This window comes from Mesorhizobium sp. LNHC209A00, from assembly GCF_000502915.1.
Classification (GTDB): domain Bacteria; phylum Pseudomonadota; class Alphaproteobacteria; order Rhizobiales; family Rhizobiaceae; genus Mesorhizobium.
Genome location: NZ_AYWT01000001.1, coordinates 659,348 through 676,468, shown reverse-complemented (window position 1 = coordinate 676,468; position 17,121 = coordinate 659,348). Strand labels below are relative to the sequence as shown.

Sequence of the window (17,121 nt, the reverse complement as noted above, 5' to 3'; positions counted from 1 at the left end):
GCCGATTAGCTTTCTCTCCAGGGGTGGCAGCGCTGCCACCGGGGTGAAAGCAGACAATGAACATGGCCGGCTGGCTGAACTTCGGAAGCCTGAATCAGGAAGGCATTGTCTTTGCCATAGCAGTGGTGCTGTTCGTCGCGGCCGCAATCGGTCTGCCAGGTTTCATCGATGCGAACAATCTGGTTGCCATTATCCGCTCGGTCTCGGTGCTGGGTATACTGGCGCTGGGCATGGCTGTCGTCATCATCGGCCGCGGCATCGACCTGTCGGCGGTTGCGATCATGGCCATGTCGGTCGCCTGGTACCTGCAACTGCTCAACAGCGGAACGCCGGACGGGCTCGCCTTCGCCTATGTGCTGGCCGGCGTGTTCGCCATCGGCCTGCTCAACGGCTTTCTCGTCGCCTATGCCGATGTGCCGGCGATCTTCGTCACGTTGGCGACCGGCTCCTTCGTCTTCGGCTATGTCCGTTCGCAATTGATCACGCAGGACGCGGTGCCAGTGCCGCAGGGCCATTGGGTGGAACTGCTCGGCGGTCTACGCTTTCTCGACGTCCCGATCGAGGTGTTCGTCTTTGCGGGGCTCGCGTTCCTGTTCTTCCTGTTCCTGCGCTACACCAAATGGGGCCGCTACATCTATTTCGCTGGCGACAATCCGGTCGCGGCGCGCAATATCGGCATTCCGGTGCGGCCGATGCTGGTCCTGCGTTACGTGCTCTCGGCATTCGTCGCCCTGATCGCCGGCCTTTTGACCGCAGCCAGCCTGCATTCGATCAACACGCGTGTCGTCAATTCGACGCTGCTTTACGACATTGTGCTGGTGGCGGTGATCGGCGGCATCGGGCTGTCGGGCGGGCGGGGCGGGGTGCGCAACGTGCTGGTCGGCGCCGCGCTGATCGGCATCCTGCTCAACGCCATGACCATCATCGATATTCCGCTGCTCTACCAGAACCTGATCAAGGCGGCGATCCTGCTCGGCGCCATCATCGTCGACGGCATCATCAACCCGCGCGACGAACAGACCGCGCAACAAGGTGACATTTAGAGCAGATGGGCTAGCCCATTTTGCTCAGGGGTACCCGGGGCGATCGCGACGATCGGCCGGCAATGAAAACCGAACCAGAGGATGAGACATGAAACTGATCAGAACACTCATGGCGGCGGCCACGGCGCTGGCCGTCACCGCCTTCGTGGCGCCGACCTTCGCCGCCGACGATCCAGGCCCCGCTGCCTATGCACAAGCGCTGAAAGGCAAGCGCGTCATGCTGGTGCCGCTGGCGATGGGCTTCGACCTGGCGCAGGGCTGGTCGCATTATCTGAAGAAGGAAGTCGAAGCCTGGGGCGGCACGTTCGAAACGCGCGATCCCAACTGGGTCGTCGATGCCGGCGCGCAGGCGATCACGGACGCGATCTCGTCCGACACCAGACCTGATGTGCTGATCATCCATGCGCCGGACCTCAACTCCTATTCCAAGCTTATGAAGAAGGCGCAGGCCGCCGGCACCTATGTGATCCTGGTCGACAATCCGGCGAATTTTCCCGCCGATGCTTTCGTCGGCAGCGACTGGGACCGGCTCGGCCAGCTCGAGGCGGAAGCCGCGATCAAGGGCTGCGGCGAGAACTCGTCCAAGAAGATCGGGCTGGTGCAGGGCGACCAGGCCAACTCCTCCAGCCTTTACCAATATGCCGGCATCATGAAGGTGCTGGATAAGCATCCCGACTACAAGGTCGTGGCCAAGCCTGATTCCAACTGGGATGCGACGACCTCGCGCAACGTGACCACGACCATGCTGCAGCAGAACCCGGACATCTGCTCGATCATTGATTTCTGGGATGGCGATGCCACCGGCGCGTCGGCCGCGATCCGCGACGCCAAGCTCGACGGCAAGGTGTTTTTGGTCACCACCGGCGGCGGCGAAAAGGCGGCCGATTGCGACAAGCTGAACGATGGCACCTATGGCGCCGTGGTGATGACCGATCTTGCCCGCCAGTCGGGCGACATGAACGCCATCATCAAATTCTTGCTGCAGAGCGGCCAGCCGGCCGGCACCTCCCACACCTACATTTACACGCTGGAGAAGGCGACGACCAAGGCCGACCTCAAGCCCGACAGCTGCTGGGACCTGAAGGCGCTGCAGGCCGAAGCGGCGGCGAAGTAAGCTGATCGTCCGCAACCGATATCGACGAGGTGGCCGGATTGTCCGATCACCTCTTTCTCTTGTGGCCCCAGACCTGGCAGCAGTGACCTGATGAGCTTTCGCGAACGCCTCCAGTCCTGGCGCTACAATCTCGTGCCCGACCATCTCGTCGGCGAGATACTGACCAAGCGCTGGACCGACAACGCCATTCCCTTCCTGGCGCTGGTGGTGACATTGGCGACCTTCGGCTCGATCATTCCGGGCTTCTTCAAGCTCTCTTCCCTGCAGGAATCGACGCGCCAGCTCGGCGAGTTTTCGATGGTCGTCACCGGCATGACGGTGGTGATGCTGGGCGGCGGCATCGATCTCTCCGTCGGTTCGATCTTCGCGCTGTCCTGCTTTTCCGCCGTCTATGTCTTCTTCATCCTCGAACAGTCAATCTGGCTGGCGTTGGCCGCCTCGCTCGCCACCGGCCTCGTGTTCGGCGCGATCAACGGCTACCTCGTCGGCTATCTCAGGCTGCGTGCGTTCCTCACCACGCTGGTGACCTTCATCTTCGGGCGGGCGCTGTTCGACATCTTGGTCACCACCTATGCCGCCGATGTGCAGCTTTCGACCGCTACGTCCGATGTGCTCGACTTCATCGGCGACAGCACTTTCTGGGGCCTGTCCGTCTCGGTGTGGCTCGCGATCATCCTCGCCATCGTGACCCATATCGCGTTGACGCGCTCGCGGCCCGGCTGGCACGTGCTGGCGGTCGGCGGCTCCCGGCGCTCGGCGCACAATGCCGGCATCCGGGTGCGCCGTACCGTGTTCATGACCTATGTCTTTTCCGGCTTCTGCGCCTCGATCGGCGGGTTTCTCATCGCCTGCCGGCTGAGCGGGGCAGGGCCGGGCACCGGCCTCAATCTCGAGATCATGGCGCTGACGGCGGCGGTGGTCGGCGGCGTCAGCCTCGGCGGCGGGCGCGGCTCGGTGATCAAGGGCCTAATGGGCGCCATCATCGTGCTGACCATGACCAACGGGCTGATCCGGCTGGGCTATGGCACCGGTACCAACCAGATGGTGCTTGGCATCATGCTAGCGGTGGCGGTGACCATCGACATTCGCTGGCTCAAGAACCGCCACAAGGTGCTGAACGAGGTCTATGTCGCGCCGGTCTATCTCAGGATGGGCGAAACCCAGTCAGCGGTGCCGGGCTCGGGCACGCCTTACGCGCTCGACAACCGGCTGTCGGCGGCCGACCATATCGGGCTCGGCGAACTGGAAGGGCCGGAAGACGTCATCCTCGACCGCGACGACAATCTCTATTGCGGCACGCGCCATGGCGAGATCGTCCGCTTCTTCGCGCCGGATTATGTCAGGTCGGAGGTGTTTGCCCATATTGGCGGCTTTCCGCTGGGCTTGGCCTTTGACAAAGGGGGCAATCTGATCAGCTGCGTCGGCGCGATGGGACTCTATTCCGTCTCTCCGGATCGCGCGGTCAAAAGGCTGTCGGCGGAGACATCACGTTCCTGGACCTCGATCGTCGACGACGCGCGGCTGCGCGATCCCAATGATTGCGATATCGCGCCGGACGGCCGCATCTATTTTACGGACTCGACCAAGCGCTATGACGCGCATGACTGGGCGCTGGACTCGATCGAGAACCGCGCCACCGGCCGTCTGCTGGTCTACGATCCCAGGGACGGCTCGACAAGGACGCTGCTCGATGGCTACCGCTACACCAATGGTGTCTGCATGGCGCATGACGGCAAGTCGCTGTTCTTCGCCGAAAGCTGGGCCTGCCGGGTGCATCGCTATTGGCTCGAAGGGCCGAAGGCGGGCACCGCCGAATGCGTCATTCGCGACATGCCGGGCTATCCCGACAACATCAACCGGGCGTCGGACGGCAATTACTGGATGGCGTGGCTGGGCATGCGCACGCCGAGCTTCGACCTGTCGCTGCGCCACCCCGACATGCGCAAGCGCATGACGCGCCGGCTGCCGCAGGACGAATGGCTGTTCCCCAACATCAACACCGGCGGCGTGGTGAAATTCAACGAGAAGGGCGGTATCGTCGAGGCGATGGGCGATTTGACGGGCGGCGCGCACCCGATGGTCACCTCGATGCGCGAGCACAAGGGATATCTGTTCGTCGGCGGCATCCTCAACAATCGCATCGGCCGCTACAAGGTTTCCGGCGCCGACCCGAACTGGACCAGCCCCGCCTCGTATTGGGGAGCGCAGCCATGATCCTCGACCCAATCCTGGATATGTTTCGCGGCAAGGCGGTGACCATCCCGCCGCTCGACGGCGCCTTCCGTCCCAACACGCTGCTCGACGATGCGCCGGCTTTTGTCGGATTGACCGAAGCGGACAATCTGCTGGTTGCCGATGGCGGGCTGCTGGCCTCCAGCGGCAACGCCATCTATTCGCTTGCCGCCGGAACCGCACCCAAGGTGGTCGAGAACTTTGCGTCCCCAATTACCGCGCTGGCGCTCTCGCCATTGGGCGAACTGACGGTCGGGTTGGAAAGCGGCAAGCTGCTGGTGGGCGGCAGGAATGTTTCGCTGCCGGCCGGTGTCAGCTGCATCACCGCTCTTGCCTACGCCGAGGACGGTGCGCTGTGGCTGGCCAACGGGTCGGCCGAGCATACGCCGTCGCAATGGGCCGCCGATCTGATGAAGAAGGGCGCGTCCGGTTCGCTTTGGAAACGGGACGCGGCGGGTGGCGAGTTCCGCAAGGTGGCCGGCGACATTGCCTTTCCCTATGGGCTCCATCCCCTTGGCGGGGATGTGCTGGTCAGTGAAAGCTGGCGCCATCAACTCGTTCGCTTCGACGGCGCGAGGGGAGACCGCTCGACAGTGCTGACGCATCTGCCTAGCTATCCCGCGCGGCTTTCGCCTTCCGGTGATGGCGGGGCATGGTTGAGCCTGTTCGCGCCGCGCAACCGATTGATCGAATTCGTGCTGCAGGAGACGCAGTACCGGCAGGACATGATCGATCAGGTGCCGCCGGCTTACTGGATTGCGCCTGCGATGGCTTCCAGCCGCAGCTTCCTCGAACCGCTGCAATGCGGCGGTATCCGCACCATGGGTATCCACAAGCCGTGGTCGCCGAGCCGCTCCTACGGGCTGGTGGTCCGGCTCGATCAAAACATGCAGCCGCAATTCAGCCTGCACAGCCGCGCCAATGGCACGCGCCATGGTATCTGCAGCGTGGCGGAAAAGGGCCGGGAGCTGTTCATCGCTTCCAGGGGTGGCGATTGCGTGCTGGCCGTCGACCTCGCCTCGGGAGGTTTCTGATGGAACCGATTATTCGTCTCGAAAACGTCACCAAGAATTATCGCGGCGTTCCTGCAGTCAAGAACGTCAGCTTCGAACTGCGCAAAGGCGAAATCCACGCGCTGCTCGGCGAGAACGGCGCGGGTAAATCGACACTGACCAAGATCATCGCCGGTGTAGTCGATGCCACATCCGGCAAGATGTTCCACAAGGGCCGGGAGATCGCCTACGCCTCGCCGCATGCCGCACTCGAGGCCGGCATTGCCATGGTGTTCCAGGAGACCAGCCTGGTGCCGTCGATGACGGTGGCGCAGAACCTCTATCTCGGTACTGAAAAATTCCTCAACCGGCTGCGCGGCACGTATATTTCAGCACAGCAGTTCCTGCAGTCGCTGAATTTTCCCGTCGATCCGAACGCCATGGTGGCGACGCTGGGCGCGGCCAAGCGGCAGATGGTCGAGATCGCGCGCGCCGTGCACCACAATGCCGAGATCATCATCTTCGACGAACCGACGGCGACGCTGACGCCGGAAGAAAAGCGTCACTTCTTCGCGCTGATCCGGCGGCTGAAGGCGAGCGGTGTCTCGATCGTCTTTATCAGCCACGCGCTGGAAGAGGCATTGATGATTGCCGACCGCATCACCATCCTGCGCGATGGCGAACTGGTCATCACCGACGACACGGATGCCTTCGATCGCGACAGAATCGTCGCCGCCATGGTCGGGCGTACGCTGTCGGGCCAGATCTACCGCCAGCGCGACGAAGCGAAACTGCGCAAGGCGGGCAAGAAGGTGCTGTCGGTGCAGGACATCTCGATGAGCAATGTCGTGCGCAACAACTCCTTCTCGATCTTCGAGGGCCAGATCACCGGCGTGTTCGGCCTGATCGGCTCCGGCCGCACCGAGACCTTCAAGATCGTGTCGGGCATCTACAAGCGCGATTTTTTGCGCGGCGGTACAATCGAACTCGACGACAGGCCGGTGCGCTATCTCGTGCCGAGCGAGGCGGTGGCGGACGGCATCGTCTATGTCACCGAGGACCGCAAGAGCGAAGGCATCTTCGAGACGATGAGCATCGCCGAGAACCTGTTTGGTGGCCTGCTGGCGGCCGGCCGTGAAAAGGCCTGGGTGATCAACCAGAAGGAGATGTACGCGCTATCGGCCGAGTGGACGAAGACGCTCAACATCAAGGCGATCAACGATAATGCTCGCGTGGTCGAACTCTCAGGTGGCAACCAACAGAAGGTGGTGATCGGCAAGGGGCTGGTGCAGCAGCCACGCATCGTCATTTTCGACGAACCGACGCGCGGCGTCGATGTCGGCGCCATCGCGGAGATCCACCAGATCATCAACAGGCTGGCCGACGAGGGATTGGCCGTGGTGGTGATCTCGTCCTATTTGCCGGAGATCATGAACCTGTCGGATCGGATACTGGTCTGCCGGCAAGGCCGCATCGTCGAGGAGTTTTCTCCGGCGGAGGCCACGGAGGAGAAGATCATGTACGCGGCGGTGCATTAGGGGGTTGGCTGGTGCTCGGCGCACATGCGTTGGCAATTGGCGAAAGCCTCAGTCCTTCGTCATCCACGGGCGGAGCAAGGAGCGCAGCGACGCGGGGCGGACCCGAGGATCCATGCAGGGACTCGGAAGCGCCGCCACGGCGCAGAATTCTGCTGCGCTGCACTCTATGGCCAAGGTCACGGAATGGATCCCAGGGTCTCCGCGACGGAGCTTCGCTCCTGCTTCGCTCCTGCTTCGCCCTAGGATGACGAAGGAGAGGTGCTTCGGCCAACTCCTCGGTTTTCTCGCGCCAAAAAAATGAATCGGACAAACCGATTATTTCCCTTTGCTCAACGCCTGATTCAATTCACCCGACGATCCAATGAAGGAAAAACGCCATGGCCACCACAAAACTCCTCAGCGATGCCGAGGTGGAAAAAATCCCGAAGGCGAAGGCCGTGTTCGACGACATCAGGGCCACGCGCAAATCGGATTTCGTCAATAATTTCTGGCGCGGGCTGGCCAATGATCCGCCGGCGCTGAAGCGGATCTGGGAACAGTTGAAGGTGGTGATGGTCGCCGACAGCGCCATCGATCCGCTCACCAAGGAGATGATCTACATCGCGGTGTCGACCGCCAATGGCTGTTCCTACTGCGTCCATTCGCACACGGCGGCGGCGCGGGCCAAGGGCATGACAGACGCGCAGCATGGCGAACTCGTGTCGATCATCGGGCTCGCCGGGCAGACCAATCATCTGGTCACGGCCATGCAGATCCCGGTCGATCCGCAATTCGAGGTGAAAAGCTAGCCGTCAGCCAGCCTATCGGCAGGGGAGGGAACATTTGTCCCCAACCTGTTAAGGAAGTGACATGTAACGGCACTAAGGAGACCCACGCGAAGTCGCGCCGGTGGGTTTCCGGCAGCCGGCTCTCGCAGTGGAGCCGACATGAAAATCGTCCAGATCACCGATACCCATTTCAGCCCGACCAAGCCGCATTTCAACGGCAATTGGCAGCCGCTGGCCGCCTGGATCGCGCAGAGCGGTGCCGACCTTGTCATTCACACCGGTGACCTCAGCGTAGACGGCGCCGACAAGGATGCCGACATCGGCTTCTGCATGGAGCTGATGCGGGAAATCTCGGTCCCGATGCTGCTGGTGCCCGGCAATCACGATGTCGGTCATCTGCCCGGCTCCTTGCAGCCGGTCAACGCGGAACGCCTCGAGCGCTGGCGCCGGCTGGTTGGCCCCGATTATTGGATGGAGAACGCCGGAAACTGGCGATTTATCGGCCTCGACAGCCTGCTGATGGGTTTTGATGATGCCGAGGAAGAGGCCCAGTTCGAATGGCTGCGTGCGGCGCTGGGAAGCCGTGGCGGCCGGCGCGTCGCGGTCTTCGCCCACAAGCCGCTGTTCATCGACAAGCCCGGCGAAGGTGACACCGGCTACTGGAGCGTCCGACCGGCACAGCGGCAGCGTCTCTACGATCTGATCGGTGCCCATGATGTGGCGCTTTTCGCCAGCGGTCACCTGCACCGGGCGTGGCAAGGCAAATACGAAAACACCGCGCTGGTCTGGGGTCCGTCAGCCGCCTTCGTCGTCGGCGACATGGAGCGCGACATGCCGGGCGAGCGGCTGCTCGGCGCGGTCGTGCATGAATTCGACGATACAGTCACCAGCGAGATCGTCGCGATCCCCCGCATGACCGTCCATGTCCTCGATGACGTGGTCGAGGAAGTCTACCCGCACGAGGCGCACAAGGTCCGCGGGAAGGTCGCGTCATGAGCGCGCTCTCGCTTCGCGGCTTGAACAAATCCTTTGGCGGCAATGCCGTTCTGAACGGCGTCAGCCTCGATGTCGAAGCGGGCGAGTTCATCGCCCTGGTCGGCCCCTCGGGCTGCGGCAAGAGCACCTTGCTGCGCATTCTTGCCGGGCTTGATCATGCCGACAGCGGCGAGATCTTCGTTGCTGGCAAGGACATGTCGGCGGTCGCCGCGGCCGATCGCAACATCGCCATGGTGTTCCAGTCCTACGCGCTCTACCCGCATCTGACGGCCGGCCAGAACATTGCGGTTCCGCTTGCCATGAAGCGGCTGAGCCGGACGCAGCGGCTGCCGCTGGTCGGCTCCGCACTGCCGGGCCAGAAAGAAATCCGCGCTGGCATTTCGCGCGATGTCCGCGAGATGGCGACGGTACTCAAGATCGATCATCTGCTCGACCGCAAGCCTGGTCAGATGTCGGGCGGCCAGCGGCAGCGTGTCGCCCTGGCGCGCGCCATGGTGCGACGCCCCTCGATCTTCCTTATGGACGAGCCGCTTTCCAACCTCGACGCCAATCTGCGGGTGCACGCCCGTGGCGAGATCGTCGAACTGCACCGCCGCGCCGGCGTGCCGACGCTCTATGTGACGCATGACCAGGCCGAGGCGCTTTCGATGGCCGACCGCGTGGCCGTGATGATCGGCGGCAGCCTGCTGCAGCTTGCGGCCCCCGAGGCGATCTACAACGATCCGGCCCATATCGAGGTCGCCCGTTTCGTCGGCCAGCCGAGGATCAACATCCTCCCGGCGCTCGCCGAAAGCGGCCGCGTCGATTTCCTGGGCATCGGGCTGGCGCTGCTGGAGAAAGTGGCGAACGGCCCGGTGAGCCTCGGCATCCGGCCCGAATTCGTCAAACTGTCTCGCAGCGGGCGGGGCGGCTTTGCCGGGAGGATCGAGCGTCTGGAATTCCTCGGCTCGGAAGTCGTTGCCCATTGCCGGCTGGACGCGACCGGCGACACCGTCATCGCCAAGCTGGCGCCGCACGAGGCGAGGGACCTGATCGCGGGAATGCCGGTGGGTATCCTCCTTCCACCCGAGCAGGCCATGGTCTTCGGGCCGGAGGGAAAGCGGCTGCGCATGGCGAGCGCCGCGCCCGCACGCCAGGAGCCCGCCTATGTCTAGCGTCGCGCTGGCGGGCAATGTCGCGAGCGCCGCGGCCCTCCACAGGCGCAGCGAGGACCGCACCGCCTGGCTGCTGGCGGCCCCGGCGATCGTGCTGTTGCTGCTGTTTGTGCTGCTGCCGGTGGTCGCCGTCATCTTTCTCGGCTTCACCGATTTCGAGCTCGGCTATGGTAAATTTCGCCTGGTCGGCTTAGAGANGGTCGCCGTCATCTTTCTCGGCTTCACCGATTTCGAGCTCGGCTATGGTAAATTTCGCCTGGTCGGCTTAGAGAACTACGCACATCTCCTGACCGACCGCACCTTCCGCAAATCATTGTGGAACACGTCGGTCTATACGGCGATCGTCGCACCGGTCTCGATCGTGCTTGGCCTTGGCGTCGCCTTGCTGATCGAAGGCGAACCTCGTGCGCGCGGTTTCTTCCGCACCGTCTATTTCCTGCCGGTCGCATCGCTGATCGTCGCCATGGCGACAGTCTGGCAATATCTCTTTCACCCGACCATCGGGCCACTCAACGCGCTGCTTGCTCTGGTCGGCATTCCTGGCCCAAACTGGCTCGGCGCCTCGAACACCGTGCTCTACAGCCTGTCGATCATAGGCGTCTGGCAGTCGGTCGGCTTCAACATGGTGCTGTTCCTGGCGGGTCTGACGGCGATCCCGCGCGAGCTCTACGCCGCTGCTCACGTCGATGGCGCGAAATCGGCGCTCGACCGGTTTTTCCTGGTCACCTGGCCGATGCTCGGGCCGACGACGCTGTTCGTCGTCACCATCAGCATCACCAATGCGGTGAAGGTCTTCGAAACCGTGAAGATGCTCACCGATGGCGGGCCCAACAAGGCCTCCGAAGTGCTGCTGTTCACCATCTACCAGGAAGGCTTCGTCTACCTGCGCGTCGGCTATGCCTCGGCAATGACCGTGGTCTTCCTTGCGATCCTGGTCGTGCTGATGCTTCTCCAATACCGCGTACTCGACCGGCGGGTGCATTACACATGACCAGCCTGCCCGCCGGCCGCATCATCCGTTTCGCGCTGCTTTCGCTCGGCGCGCTGATGATCCTCGCGCCCTACATTTTCATGATCTCGACCGCGGGCAAGACGCAGAGCGACGTCTTCACCTCGTCGCTGTCGCTCATTCCCCAGCATTTCTATTTCGCCGAGAATTTCGCCAAGGCGCTGAGCAAGGTGCCGATGGCAACACTGCTGTGGAACGGCGTCGTCGTGTGCGGCCTGATCTTCTTCTTCCAGGTGCTGGTCGCGATTCCCTGCGCCTACGCCATGGCCAAGCTGAAGTTCCGTGCCGCGCGGCTGATGATGGTACTGGTGATGCTCGGCCTGCTGGTACCGATCCATGCCACGGCGCTGCCGCTCTATGTCGCCTTCGACCGGATGTCGCTCATCAACAGCTACACCTCGCTGGTTGCGCCGTTCACCATCTCGGTGTTCGCGATCTTCATGTTCCTGCAGTTCTTCCGCGCCATGCCCGACGACCTCATCCACGCAGCAAGGCTCGACGGCATGTCCGAGCTCGGGATCGTCGCGCGCGTCATCGTCCCCAACGCCTGGCCGGCGGTTACTGCCTTCGCGATCTTCTCGGTGGTCGCCCACTGGAACGATCTCTACNATCGTCCCCAACGCCTGGCCGGCGGTTACTGCCTTCGCGATCTTCTCGGTGGTCGCCCACTGGAACGATCTCTACTGGCCGCTGATCGTCGTCAGCAAGCAGGCCTACGCCACGCCGCCGCTCGGCCTGATGTATTTCCGCGCCGCCGAGGCGGGCGACGACTACGGCGCGCTGATGGCCGCAACGTTGATCATCACCCTTCCACTCGTCGTTGCCTTCCTGTTCGCACAGAAGCGCTTCGTCGAAGGCATCACCATGACCGGTCTCAAAGGCTGACCGGGTCGAACCAGGAGCACGAGCACATGAAGCAACTTCCCAGGATTCTTGCAGCGGCGGCGATCTCGCTGACGACAGCCCTTCCGGCCTATGCCGACACCACGCTGACGGTTCATTATCCGATGCCGGGCTTCTTCAAGAACGTGATGGACACGATCTCGAAGAAGTTCATGGAAGAAAATCCCGACATCAAGATCCAGTTCGCCAGCCCGTCCGCCACCTATGAGGAAGGCATCCAGACCATCCTTCGCCAGGCCGGCACCGACGAAATGCCCGACATCACCTTCATCGGGCTGAACCGTCTGCGCATGCTCAACGAACGCGACGTAGCCGTCGATCTTGGCCCGCTGGTCAAGAAGGAAGGCAACATGGCTGAGCTCGGCTTCTCCGACACGATCCTGAAGCTGGCGCAGGTCAACGGCAAGCAGGTCGGCCTCGCCTTCGCCACCTCGAATCCGATCATGTATTACAACGCCGACCTGGTGAAGGCCGCCGGCGGTGATCCGGACAATCCGCCCAAGACCTGGGACGAGGTTATCGCGCTCGGCGGCAAGATCAAGGCGCTCGGCAATGGCGTCGACGGCATCGACTTCCGCTGGCAGGGTGACGACTGGATGTTTTCGGCGCTGCTGTTCGGCGCCGGCGGCAAGATGCTGGACGAGGACGAAAGCAAGGTCGCTTTCAACGGGCCGGAAGGCGGGAAGGCAGTCGAGATCCTGCAGCGGATGGTGAAGGAGGGCGGCATGCCGGTCTTCACCAAGCCGGCCGGCGAGCAGGCTTTCGCGGCCGGCAAGGTTGGCTTCGAGTTCCAGACCACCGGCGCGCTGGTCAACACCATCAAGAACGTCGGCGACAAGTTCACGCTGCGGACGGCCAAGATCCCGCTGATCGATCCGGCCAACGGCCATCTGCCAACCGGCGGCAATGCCGTGGTCATCCTGACCAAGGATGCCGCCAAGCAGGACGCTGCCTGGAAATTCGCGAAATTCGCCGCCGGCCCTTATGGCGCATCGGTCGTCGTGCCCGGCACCGGCTATGTTCCCAACAATGAACTCGCGGCAAAGTCTTCCGACTATCTCGGCGACTTCTACAAGAAGAACCCGCTGTTCCAGGCCGGGCTCAGCCAGATGCCGCTGATGGTTCCGTGGTATGCCTTCCCGGGCACCAATGGGGTCAAGGTGACGCAGTCGATCGTCGACAATCTGTCGCGCATCGTCGACCAATCGGCCACGCCCAAGGAAGCGCTCAGCGACGCCGCAAGCGACGTCGAAGGCATGCTGCCGACGCAGTAAGGACTTGCCAGGGCATCGCCGCGCCAACGGCGCGGCGAACTCCCTGCGGTCAAGCCGGCCGGTAGATTCGCTCCGCCGTGTTCCAGAAGATATCAGCCTCGGCCGCCGGACCGTGCTTCGCTACAGCCGCGCGGTGGGCCTTTATCAGTTCGGCGTGGCTCGTCCACAACTTCTCGATGGGGAAGTTGGAACCGAACATCAGGTGATCCGCGCCCAATATCTCGATCGCGCTGTCGACGATGTAGGCGATCAGCGCGGGGTCGTTGCGGTGGACGAAAGTGCCAAGGCCAGACAGCTTGGCGTATCCGTTCGGCGCCGCTGACAGCGTGCGCAGCCCGGCCTTCCAGGCTTCGGTGGTTTCCTGATCCATGCCGGTCAGCATGCCGGCATGGGTGAGGATGAAATTGGTTTCGGGGTTCTCGCCGACCAGGGTCAGCCCGTCCGTTATCTGGGCGGGAAAGAGCTGCAGGTCGAAGGACAGGCCATAATCCTTCAGCCGCGCCACATTGGCCCGTACCCTGGGGTCGATCACCTGATCGGGGCCAGTGGCGAAGCGGAAGGCCGGGGTCTCGTGCCAATGCAACTGCATGCGGACGCCGCGCAGCAGCGGATATTTTTTCAAGCGGTCGATCTGGGGTCTGATATCGTCCACCGTCATGTCGGTGTAGCCGACGATGGCGTGCGGCCAGCCGGTTTCATCTGCCGTTTTCTGCAGGAAGGCGACTTCCTTCTCGAAATCCTCCTTCGCCCAGTTGGTCTGAACGTAGACCGCTTTCTCGACGCCGGAACCCTGCTGGTCGGCGAGAAACTCCTCGATCGGGTAGTCGCGGCGTATCGGCTCGTAGGGGCCGAAGATGCGCGGCACCATCGGCCCGACCAGCCAGGGCTGGTCCTGCTGGCGCCAGATGTGGAAATGCGCGTCGATGGTTTTCTGCATCACGGTACCCTTTTCCAGATTGTCGCCGCCCGCGGGGCAGGGCGGGCGAGCGACAGGATGAAATCGGTGAGGCTGTTCACAGACGAGCCGTCGATGAGATCGTCGAGGTCAGGCAAAATGGCGCGAAGGGCCGCCGTTGCCGGCTGGAAGCGCGGGTCGCCGGCCAAAGGTGTCGCCAGCGACAGCCGGAAAGCGCGTGCGCTCAGCCGGCGCATCGCCGTCTCCAGTTCGGCATGGTCGCCGCGCTCCAGCGCGTCGGACAGGATGATCACTGCCGCACCACGTGCGAAGGCGGAAAAGCGCGGCACGGAGAGGAAGGCAAGCAGTGTTGGCCCCATGCGGGTGCCGCCGTCCCAGTCGTCGACCTGGGCGGCCGCGCGCGCCAGCGCCTGCTCGCGGTCGCGGATGCGTAGCGCTGACGTGATGCGGGTCAGACGCGTCCCGAAGGTGAAGATTTCTGCCCGGTCAGCGCCTTGCACGGCGGCATGCGCGAGCTTCAAATAATCCGACGTGTGGAGCTTCATCGAGCCGGACACGTCGATCAGGATCAGCAGTTTGCGCGGCACAGCCTGACGGCGGCGCAACAAGGGCGAGGGGACATCGCCATCGGCGCTGACGATTTCCCGGAGCGATCGGCGCAGGTCGAGCTTGCCGCGCGAATGGGTGCGCACCGTGCGGAAGGAGCGCCGCGCGGGCAAGGCGCTCGACAGCCGACGACGAAAGACGGTCAGCCTGTCGTCGTCGCGTTGGAAGTCGCGGGTGCTCAACTGTTCGATCGTCGAGGATAGCTCGCCGCCTTCCTGTCGCTGCTCGGCTTCGATCCGCTCGTCGTCGGCGCCCCCATCATCCTTGACGCGGGTTTCCTCGTCGCTGTCGCCTTCCGCCACGGCTGATGTGTTGCCGTAAAAATAGCTTTGGAAATGCGCCTCGAATTCGTCGCGGCGGTCAGGTGGCGGCGCCAGGGTGGCGAGCGCTGCCTCGCGGATATCGGCCATCGAGCGGGGGCCAAGCAAGGTCACCGCCTGCATGAAGCCGGAGATTTGCTCCGGGGCGATTATAAAGCCGTAGTGGCGCAGCAGTCGGCCGAAGCCGAGCAAGGGCGCGGCGGCGGGAGGTACGCTCACCTCGCCCCGTTTACGGGGAGAGGATGCCGGCAGGCAGGTGAGGGGCGGCGCCACCTTCTTCCCCTCATGGCGCCGCCCCTCATCCGCCCCTTCGGGGCACCTTCTCCCCGTGAACGGAGCGGAGGGATTGTCGAGCTCCCGGCTCACGCCAGCGCCTCCTCGACGATGCGGCCTAGCTCGGGCGCGATGTAGGAGAGGTCTTCCTCGTCCTTGATCAACACGCCGATGGCGCGGCGGAAGGCTTCCGGCCACGGGCTGCCGCCCTTTTCCAGGATCGTCGCGGCATTGGCCCATTCGACGGCTTCGGCGATGCCGGGCGGCTTGGCGAGCGGACGGGCGCGAATGGTCTGCACCGCGGCCGCCACCGCGCGCGCGGTAGCCTCCGCGACATCGCCAGCACGCAGCATGATGATGGCGGCTTCGCGTTCGGCGTCGGGGTAGCCGATCCAGTGATAGACGCAGCGGCGGCGCAGCGCCTCGGCAAGCTCCCGAGTGCGGTTCGAGGTCAGGATGACGATCGGCTGTGCGGCGGCGCGGATGGTGCCGCGCTCGGGAATGCTGATCTGGAAATCGGACAGGAATTCCAGGAGCAGCGCCTCGAACTCATGGTCGGAACGGTCGATCTCGTCGACCAGCAGCACGCGCTGCTGTGGCGCCTTCAGCACTTGCAGCAGCGGCCGGGCAATCAGGAAACGGTCGTCATAGATGTCGATCTCCTGCTCGCCCGCATGGCGGATGGCGAGCAACTGGCGTTGATAGTTCCACTCATAAAGCGCGTGCGCGGCGTCGATGCCTTCGTAGCATTGCAGGCGCACCAGATCGCGGCCGAGCAGCTCTGCGATCGCCTTGGCGGCTTCCGTCTTGCCGACGCCCGGCGCGCCTTCGAGCAGCAGCGGCTTGCCGAGCCGGATCGCCAGGAATATGGCGGTGGCGAGGCTGTCGTCGGCCAGATAGCGCGAGGCGGCGAGGCGCTCGGCCACCGCCTCCGGCGAGGTCGCGACCGTTTCGGCGTTTACCTCGGGCATGTCGGCCCTCAGTTCGCCGCTTGCGCCTTGAGCGCGCGCAAAATGCGTTCGGGCGTGATCGGCAGCGTGTCGATGCGCACACCGACGGCATCGAAGACGGCGTTGGCGACTGCCGGTATTTGCGGGTTGGCGCACATTTCACCTGGCCCCTTGGCGCCATACGGCCCGTCGGCGGAAGGGCGCTCCAGCACAATAATCTCGGTTTCGGCGAGGTCGCCGGGGCCGGGCATCAGATACTGGTTGAAGTCGGTGCCGCCATGGTCGCGGTTGGGGTAGTAGGGCTCGGTCGTCTCATAGAGCGCGTGGCTGATGCCCATCCAGGAGCCGCCGACCAGCTGCTGCTCGACCATTTTGGGGTTCAACGCGCGGCCGATCTCGAAGACGTTCTTCACCGTCAGCACCGTGACCTCGCCGGTCTCGTCGTCGACTTCCACCTCTGCCACCGTGCAGGCATGCGCATAACAGGTCGACGGCTTCATCGCGCCGGTCTCCTTCTCCGGATAGGAGCGCGGGATCAAAAACATGCCGCGGCCAGAAATCGAGCGGCCGCGCTTGAAATGCGCCGACAGGGCGACATCGAAGATCGAGATCGACTTTTGCGGCGCGCCCTTGACCAGTATGTTGCCCTGTCCGTCGGTTTCGAGGTCAGAGGCATTCACTTCCAGTTCCTCGGCCGCCACTTCAAGCATCACCTGACGGGCTTCCCTGGCGGCCTGGATGACCGCGTTGCCGGCGCGGTGTGTGCCGCGCGAGGCAAACGTGCCCATGCAGTGCGGGCCGGTGTCGGTGTCGGCGGTGTCGACGACGACGCGGTCGGTCGGCACGCCGATCGTCTCGGCGCAGATCTGGGCCATGATCTGTTTCATCCCCTGGCCGAGATCGACGCTGGAAAGCGTGACCATGAAATTGCCGGTCGGTGTCGAATGCACCAGCGCCTGGGTCGGGTCGCCACCAAGGTTCATGCCGGTGGGATAGTTGATCGCGGCGACGCCGCGTCCACGCCTGATCGCCAT

The 17,121-nt window shown here is 63.5% G+C and carries 14 protein-coding genes and 1 pseudogene; 11 read left to right on the top strand and 4 right to left on the bottom strand.

The features are described 5' to 3' along the window. Positions 1-56: 56 nt before the first annotated feature. From X739_RS162695 to X739_RS1000000169090, 11 genes and pseudogenes are all read left to right on the top strand, one after another. Positions 57-1,043 (top strand): ABC transporter permease, encoded by a 987-nt coding sequence (locus tag X739_RS162695; protein WP_023792398.1) that lies wholly within the window; start codon positions 57-59, stop codon positions 1,041-1,043. An 88-nt stretch (positions 1,044-1,131) separates the two neighbouring features. Next, positions 1,132-2,157, top strand: a complete 1,026-nt coding sequence (locus X739_RS162700) for a sugar ABC transporter substrate-binding protein (RefSeq protein WP_023769547.1) — start codon at positions 1,132-1,134, stop codon at positions 2,155-2,157. Between the two features lie 90 nt (positions 2,158-2,247). Continuing rightward, positions 2,248-4,371 (top strand): SMP-30/gluconolactonase/LRE family protein, encoded by a 2,124-nt coding sequence (locus X739_RS162705; protein WP_023769548.1) that lies wholly within the window; start codon positions 2,248-2,250, stop codon positions 4,369-4,371. Continuing rightward, a complete protein-coding gene (locus X739_RS162710; protein ID WP_023792395.1) occupies positions 4,368-5,423 on the top strand; it encodes a hypothetical protein in 1,056 nt (351 codons plus the stop codon). The genes X739_RS162705 and X739_RS162710 overlap by 4 nt, the downstream gene beginning before the upstream one ends. Beyond that, on the top strand, positions 5,423-6,919 hold the full coding sequence (locus X739_RS162715) for a sugar ABC transporter ATP-binding protein (protein ID WP_023792390.1): 1,497 nt from the start codon (positions 5,423-5,425) through the stop codon (positions 6,917-6,919). Before X739_RS162710 ends, X739_RS162715 begins: the two co-directional genes overlap by 1 nt. A 377-nt stretch (positions 6,920-7,296) precedes the next feature. Then, positions 7,297-7,707 carry a carboxymuconolactone decarboxylase family protein gene (locus tag X739_RS162720; RefSeq protein ID WP_023769550.1) on the top strand — a complete coding sequence of 137 codons (411 nt, stop codon included), beginning with the start codon at positions 7,297-7,299 and terminating at the stop codon, positions 7,705-7,707. 138 nt (positions 7,708-7,845) lie between these two features. Next, positions 7,846-8,682 (top strand): metallophosphoesterase, encoded by an 837-nt coding sequence (locus X739_RS162725; protein ID WP_023792387.1) that lies wholly within the window; start codon positions 7,846-7,848, stop codon positions 8,680-8,682. Beyond that, entirely contained in the window at positions 8,679-9,836 is a 1,158-nt protein-coding gene (locus X739_RS162730; protein WP_023792384.1) for an ABC transporter ATP-binding protein, read from the top strand. The genes X739_RS162725 and X739_RS162730 overlap by 4 nt, the downstream gene beginning before the upstream one ends. Beyond that, positions 9,829-10,827 (top strand): sugar ABC transporter permease, encoded by a 999-nt coding sequence (locus tag X739_RS162735; RefSeq protein WP_023792383.1) that lies wholly within the window; start codon positions 9,829-9,831, stop codon positions 10,825-10,827. The genes X739_RS162730 and X739_RS162735 overlap by 8 nt, the downstream gene beginning before the upstream one ends. Beyond that, positions 10,824-11,730: pseudogene (locus X739_RS1000000170225) on the top strand (carbohydrate ABC transporter permease). The gene X739_RS162735 and the pseudogene X739_RS1000000170225 overlap by 4 nt, the downstream one beginning before the upstream one ends. A gap of 26 nt (positions 11,731-11,756) precedes the next feature. Then, complete coding sequence (locus X739_RS1000000169090; protein ID WP_023769555.1) at positions 11,757-13,022, top strand: ABC transporter substrate-binding protein; 1,266 nt, start codon at positions 11,757-11,759, stop codon at positions 13,020-13,022. Between the two features lie 49 nt (positions 13,023-13,071). Here the strand turns inward: X739_RS1000000169090 and X739_RS162745 are convergent, their stop codons facing one another. The 4 genes from X739_RS162745 to X739_RS1000000171100 are packed head-to-tail and all read right to left on the bottom strand — an operon-like array spanning position 13,072 to position 17,121. Beyond that, positions 13,072-13,959 (bottom strand): amidohydrolase, encoded by an 888-nt coding sequence (locus X739_RS162745; RefSeq protein ID WP_023782768.1) that lies wholly within the window; start codon positions 13,957-13,959, stop codon positions 13,072-13,074. Next, the gene (locus X739_RS162750) at positions 13,959-15,230 is read right to left on the bottom strand and encodes a VWA domain-containing protein (RefSeq protein WP_348625743.1); all 1,272 of its coding nucleotides are present in this window, start codon (positions 15,228-15,230) and stop codon (positions 13,959-13,961) included. Before X739_RS162750 ends, X739_RS162745 begins: the two co-directional genes overlap by 1 nt. After that, the gene (locus tag X739_RS162755) at positions 15,227-16,108 is read right to left on the bottom strand and encodes a MoxR family ATPase (protein ID WP_023769558.1); all 882 of its coding nucleotides are present in this window, start codon (positions 16,106-16,108) and stop codon (positions 15,227-15,229) included. The genes X739_RS162750 and X739_RS162755 overlap by 4 nt, the downstream gene beginning before the upstream one ends. A gap of 8 nt (positions 16,109-16,116) precedes the next feature. After that, positions 16,117-17,121 (bottom strand): molybdopterin cofactor-binding domain-containing protein, encoded by a 1,005-nt coding sequence (locus X739_RS1000000171100; RefSeq protein ID WP_023756899.1) that lies wholly within the window; start codon positions 17,119-17,121, stop codon positions 16,117-16,119.